The sequence below is a fragment of the Sphingomonas sp. Leaf10 genome, from assembly GCF_001421245.1.
Classification (GTDB): domain Bacteria; phylum Pseudomonadota; class Alphaproteobacteria; order Sphingomonadales; family Sphingomonadaceae; genus Sphingomonas.
Genome location: NZ_LMKE01000034.1, coordinates 90,269 through 96,559, shown reverse-complemented (window position 1 = coordinate 96,559; position 6,291 = coordinate 90,269). Strand labels below are relative to the sequence as shown.

The 6,291-nt window shown below is 67.0% G+C and carries 3 protein-coding genes; 2 read left to right on the top strand and 1 reads right to left on the bottom strand.

Annotated features, from left to right (window positions below; translation table 11 throughout):
* Positions 1 to 187 precede the first annotated feature (187 nt).
* Positions 188 to 1,183: a ligase-associated DNA damage response exonuclease gene (locus tag ASE59_RS18200; protein WP_056460158.1), complete on the top strand. Its 996-nt coding sequence runs from the start codon at positions 188 to 190 to the stop codon at positions 1,181 to 1,183.
* Here ASE59_RS18200 and ASE59_RS18195 read toward each other — a convergent pair.
* Complete coding sequence (locus ASE59_RS18195; RefSeq protein WP_056459779.1) at positions 1,180 to 3,429, bottom strand: glycoside hydrolase family 3 N-terminal domain-containing protein; 2,250 nt, start codon at positions 3,427 to 3,429, stop codon at positions 1,180 to 1,182. The two genes, ASE59_RS18200 and ASE59_RS18195, sit on opposite strands and share 4 nt — an antisense overlap.
* A gap of 148 nt (positions 3,430 to 3,577) precedes the next feature.
* Between ASE59_RS18195 and ASE59_RS18190 the strand changes: the two genes are divergently transcribed.
* On the top strand, positions 3,578 to 6,124 hold the full coding sequence (locus ASE59_RS18190; RefSeq protein WP_082458572.1) for a TonB-dependent receptor domain-containing protein: 2,547 nt from the start codon (positions 3,578 to 3,580) through the stop codon (positions 6,122 to 6,124).
* The last annotated feature ends 167 nt before the right edge of the window (positions 6,125 to 6,291 follow it).

Sequence of the window (6,291 nt, the reverse complement as noted above, 5' to 3'; positions counted from 1 at the left end):
GGGGGTGGGTAGGCCCGCGAGGAAAGATGTGTTCGCCGCAACGGGCCAACCCACCCCCAGCCCCTCCCTTGCAGGGAGGAAAGGCCGGACCCACCATCGAATGTCGATCCACCGTGCCGTGCCTATCACCCTGATATGTCGGTTCGATGACCTTGGCAGGCTCGGCCGTGCGCCCCATCTGAAGCACATGGCTCTCGCACGCTGGATCACGCCGCACCCGACCGGCATCCATATTCCGGCGATCGATATGTGGATCGACCCGTCCGAACCGGTCGAGCGCGCGCTGGTGACGCATGGTCATGCCGATCATGCGCGCGGCGGGCATCAGGCGGTATGGGCGACGCCCGAGACGCTGGCGATCATGGACGCGCGCTACGGACCGCAGAACGGCGTTCCCGTCGCCTATGGCGAAAGCGTCCGGATGGGCGAGGTCGACATATCCTTCGTTCCCGCCGGCCATGTGCTGGGATCGGCGCAGATCGTGCTCGACCATGCCGGCGAACGGGTGGTGGTGTCGGGCGATTACAAGCGTCGCACCGACCCGACCTGTGCGCCGTTCCAGCCGGTACCGTGCGACGTGTTCGTGACCGAGGCGACATTCGGCCTGCCCGTCTTTCGCCACCCCGAGACGAGGGACGAGATCGACAAGCTGCTCGCCGCACTGCGCACCGAACCCGAACGCTGCGTACTGGTCGGCGCCTATGCACTGGGCAAGGCGCAACGGGTCATCGCCGAGGCGCGGGCGATGGGGTTCGACGATCCGATCTACCTGCACGGCGCGATGCAGCGTCTTTGCGACCTCTATGTCGATCTGGGCGTCGATCTGGGCGAACTGCGTCCCGTGGCGGGTGCGACCAAGGCCGAGTTGCAGGGCCGGATCATCGTCGCACCCCCCTCCGCGCTCGGCGACCGCTGGTCGCGGCGGCTGCCCGATCCGATCACGGCGATGGCCAGTGGCTGGATGCGGGTCCGGCAGCGCGCGCGTCAGCGCGGCATCGAACTGCCGCTGATCCTGTCCGACCATGCCGACTGGGACGAACTGACCCAGACGCTAACCGAGATCGCGCCGAAGGAAGTCTGGGTCACCCATGGCCGCGAGGACGCGCTGGTCCATTGGTGCATGACCCGGCAGATCAAGGCGCGCGCGCTCGACCTCGTCGGCTTCGAGGACGAGGATGATTAGGCGACCACGTCGAATGTCCCGGCAACCTCCACGCCGTCACCGGCGCTGACCCACAGGTCGAACGCCCCCGGCTCGATCTGCCAGCGCCCTTCGCTTCCCACCAGCGCCAGATCGTCGCCCGCCACGCGCAGCGCGACCCGCGCCGCCGCCCCGGGCGGAAGCGTCACCCATCGGAACGCCTTCATCTGTCGCGCCGGCCGCGTCCGGCTCGCCACCCGGTCGTGTAGGTCGACGCGGACCAGCGCCTTGCCCGACCGTGCGCCGACATTGCGCACCAGCACCGATACCGGCACATCGGCCCCCGCCGCCACCGTCGCCGGCACGCGCAGTTCCGACACCGCGAAGCGGGTATAGCCCATGCCCGAACCGAACGGGTACAGCGCCCGGTCCGGCGCGTCGCGCCAATGGCTGCGCCCGGGCTGCATCGGATCACGGTCGGGCGCGGGCCGCCCGGTGCTGCGCCGGTCATAGGACCAGGGCTGCTGCCCGCTGGCGATCGGAAAGCTGACCGGCAGCCGACCGGTCGGCTCGACCACTCCGAAGAGAATGTCGGCGATCGCCGGCCCGGTCTGTTCGCCCAGAAACCACGTCGCGAGCAGCACCGGCGCAGCGCGCACCGCACCGCTCAGCGCCAGCGCGCGGCCATGCCGCAACAGCACCATCACCGGCGTTCCCGTCGCCGCCACCGCCTCGGCCAGCGCCTGCTGCGCCGCCGGCACGGTGATCTCCACCCGGCTATTGCCCTCGCCCGACATGTCGGCGCCTTCGCCGATCGCCAGCAGCACCACGTCCGCCGATCGCGCCGCCGCCACCGCCCGCGCGATCCCGCCGGGCAGCGGTTCGGCGATCCCCGACCCGGCCTCGACGATCAGCGCCGCCGGATCGGCCAGCATCGCCCGCACGCCACTGGCGATATCGATCCCATCTCCGGCATCGCCCGCGAACGACCATGGTCCGTTCAGACTGGCCCGATCCGCCCCGAATGGGCCGATCAGCGCGATGCGTTTCCCCGCCCGCGGCAGCGGCAACAGATCGCCATCGTTGCGCAACAACACGATCGATCGCGTCGCGACCTCGCGCGCCATCCGCCTGACCGCCGCACTGCCCGTTTCGCGCCGCTCGACCTTCGCATCCATCGACCGGAACGGATCGTCGAACAGCCCCAGCCGCTCCTTCAGCGTCAGCACCCGCCGCACCGCCTGATCGACCGCCGCCACCGGCACCCGGCCGGCCTCGACCAGCGTCGGCAAATGCCGGGCATACAGCCCGCTCTGCATCGACATATCGATCCCGGCGAGGATCGCGAGGCGCGCCGCATCGGCCTCGTCGGCGGCGATGCCATGCGCGATCAATTCGCGATCGGCATCGTAATCCGACACGCAGACGCCCTCGAAGCGCAGATCGCCGCGCAGCAGGTCCGTCAGCAATCGCCGGTTGGCGCTGACCGGCACCCCGCCAAAATCGGTGAACGATGCCATCGTCGCGCCCGCACCCGCCGCGAACGCCGCGACGAACGGCGGCACGAACGTCTCGCGCAATTCCGCCTCGCTCATGTCGACCGCCGCATATTCCATACCGCCACGCACCGCACCGTACCCGACGAAATGCTTGGGCGTCGCCAGCAGCGCGTCGGGCCGGGTCAGGTCCGGCCCCTGAAACCCTTCGACCCGCGCCGCCGCCAGCCGGCGGTTGAGCAGCACGTCCTCGCCCGCTCCCTCCGCCACCCGGCCCCAGCGCTGGTCACGCGCGACATCGACCATCGGCGCGAAGGTCCAGTGGAGGCCGCCCGCCGCCGTCTCGCGCGCGACCGCGCGGGCGGCGCGGCGCGACAGATCGGGGTCGAACGCCGCCGCCTCGGCCAGCGGGATCGGAAAGATCGTCCGGCATCCGTGCAGCACGTCGGCGGCAAAGGCGAGGGGGATGGCCAGCCGGCTCGACAATGCCGCTTCCTGCGCCCGCCTTGCCCCCGCCACGCCATAGCCGTTGAACAACATGCCGATCCGCCCGGCGCGGATATCGGCCAGCATCGCCGCGCTGCCCCGCGCATCGACCACCGGGTTGAACACCGCGCCCACCGGCCGGATCTCGTCGTTGAAACAGCTAAGCTGCCCCGCCTTCTCCGCCAGCGTCATCCGCGCCAGCAGCGCCTCGACCCGTGGCGAAGCGGCGCGGACCGGCATCGGCAGCAGCGTGGCGACACCGGCAAGTAGCGCGCTTCCCAAGACTTTACGACGACTTACGCACATTTGTTCTACAACATGTTGCTCGAACGCCACAGCTTTGCCTGCAAATACTTCCGCCCGTTAACCAACATTGCAGCCATTTCGCGCCGGGTCTAGTTGTAACCGGTTCCGGCACTAACCGGAACCAAAGGTTACAGGGTGGGAGAGGATCATGCTGACATTCAACCGCTTCGGCACGCGTGCGGCGCTGCTGGCTGGTGCGACGCTGTTGCCGGTCGCGGCCGTTGCGCAGACGCCGCCGACCGATCCGGCGACGACGCAGAACGCCGATGGCACGACCGCGACGACCGATGACGAACAGGACGTGATCGTCGTCACCGGCACGACCACGCGCGACCGTCCGCTCATCACCGCATCGGCCGACATCACGCTCGCCGACCGCGCCGATATTGATCGCCGCGCGCCGCGCTCCACCGCCGACATGCTCGAACTCGTACCCGGCATCTTCGTCGAAGCCACGGCGGGACAGGTGTCGAACAACTATTCGGTGCGCGGCCTTCAGGGCGGCGGCCAGCGCTTCGTCCAGTTGCAGGAGGACGGCATGCCGATCCTCTATGGCGGCGGCGGTGCCGACTTCTTCTTCGACCAGGATCTGACCATTGATCGGCTCGAAGCGGTCAAGGGCGGTTCGTCGGGCGTGCTGACCGTGAACGGCGCGGGTGCGACGATCAACTTCATTTCGCGCCGTCCGAACTTCAACGAAGCCGAAGGGGCAGCGCGCGTCACCGCCTATAATTACGGCATGAAGCGCGGCGACTTCTATTATTCGCAGCCCTTGAGCGACAATCTGGCGTTCAACATCGGCGGCTATGTCCAATCCAGCCCCGGCGTGCGCGACAATCCGTTCGACTATGCCGGTTGGCGGATCAAGAGCATGCTCGAATATCGCTTCGACGGCGGCGGCTATGTCCGGCTGTCTGCCAAGGGCGGCGATGTCGAAAACGCCTATTACGCGACCATGCCCTATCGGCTCGATGACGGGGAGGTGCGCGGCATCGCCGGTCTCGATACCCAGTTCGGCAATGTCGGCGGCGATGCGTTCGCCAACATCGCGGTGCCGGTATCGACCTTCGCCCATCCCAGCGGCTTCCGCGAATTCCGCTATCGCGACGGGATCAAGGCAAAGACCGCGCAGGTTCGCCTCGACATCGAAAAGCCGGTGACCGATACGATCGATCTGTTCGCCCATGCGCGCTACCTGAGATATTCGTACGACTTCAACGGGCTGTTCCCCGGGTCGGGTACCGGCAATGGCGGCCTGACCAGCGCGCGCAATTATCTGACGCAGGGCGGCAATTCGCCGATCAACGACCTTCTGGTGCTGGGTTCGGCCAATTTCCCCGATCGCGTGCGCTTCGGGATCAAGAACCTGCGGACCGGCGTGGTATTGGGGTCGAACCAGACCGGCGAGCTCGATGGGCTGAACGGCAACGGCTTCCTGCAGCGCACCGTCCTCAACCACGACTATATCGACGGCCGCGATTTCGGCGCGAATGTCGGCGGGCGCTGGGAATTTGAGAACGACAGCTTCAAGAACTCGCTGACCGCCGGCGTCATGTATTACAATGTGAAGCGCTCGCAGGATCAGTCGGCGACCGCCAGCGTCGTCAACGGCGTCAGCACGAACAGCGACATCTACGATATCGTCGCGCTCAATTCCGCCAATCAGGTGATCGGCACGCTGTCGGACAACGGCCTCGTTTCCTATGGCGATTGGGGCGCCGGTATCCGCGAACGGCTGGATTCGGCAGTCTCGCTTTACGTCAACGACGAAGTCGCGATCGGCGATCTGCGCATCGACGGCGGTGTCCGCTGGGAAAGCGACGATGCGATCGCGCGCGACGGCAATCAGCTGGCGACGAATCAGTCGGTGCCGGCCGGTGTCGGCGGCGTCGTCCGCAATGTCGGGTCCAGCTTCGACGGCACCTTCGCCGTGCGTCAGCGGACCCAGCGCAAGGCATCGTGGACGGTCGGCGCCAACTATCTCCTTACGCCGAATTTCGCGGTCTATGCCCGCTACGCCAACGGGTTCCAGACCAACAATGTCGACCCGATCACCACGATCGAACTGTACGAAGCGGGCGTCCGCTATCAGATGGGCCGCTTCTTCTCCGGCTCGGCGACCGTCTTCCGCACCAATTTCGACAATCAGAACTATAATTTCGCCAACCCCACCAACCCCTCGCAACAGCAGAATCTGAACGCCGACCTGCGGACCAAGGGCGTCGAGATCGACTTCGTCGTTCGCCCGACGACGTGGTTTTCGGTCGATTTCCAGGGGGTGTTCCAGGACCCGCAACTGCTCAACCTGCAACTCGACGGCGTCGATCAGGGCGCGTCGTTCGAGGGCAATCGCCCCGAGCGCACCCCGGCACAACTGTTCACGATCCTGCCGTCGCTGACGCTGCCGAACGGTCTCGGCGACGTCTATGCCCGCTACAAGTTCGTCGGCAAGATCTTTGCCGACAACGGCAACGGCATCGCGCTGCCCAGCTACGGCGTGACCGGGATCGGCGTGAACCTGAACCTCAGCCAGCGGGTGCAGCTGAATCTCAACGCCGACAACGTCTTCGACGTCGTCGGCCTGACCGAAGGCAATCCGCGACAGGGCCAGACGCAGGCGATCACCGACGGCTTCTTCTACGCCCGTGGCATCGTCGGCCCGACCTATGGCGGCTCGCTGACCTTCCGGTTCTGAGTAGGTGATCGACCTTCACTGATATCCGCGCACGACTTGCCCCCCTCCCTGGACAAGGGAGGGGCTGGGGGTGGGTAGGGCGGTTGTGGAACGCGCACCTTCCCTCGCCGGCCCACCCACCCCCCGACCCCTCGATTGTCGAGGGAGGGGAGTGACGGGCAGTCGTA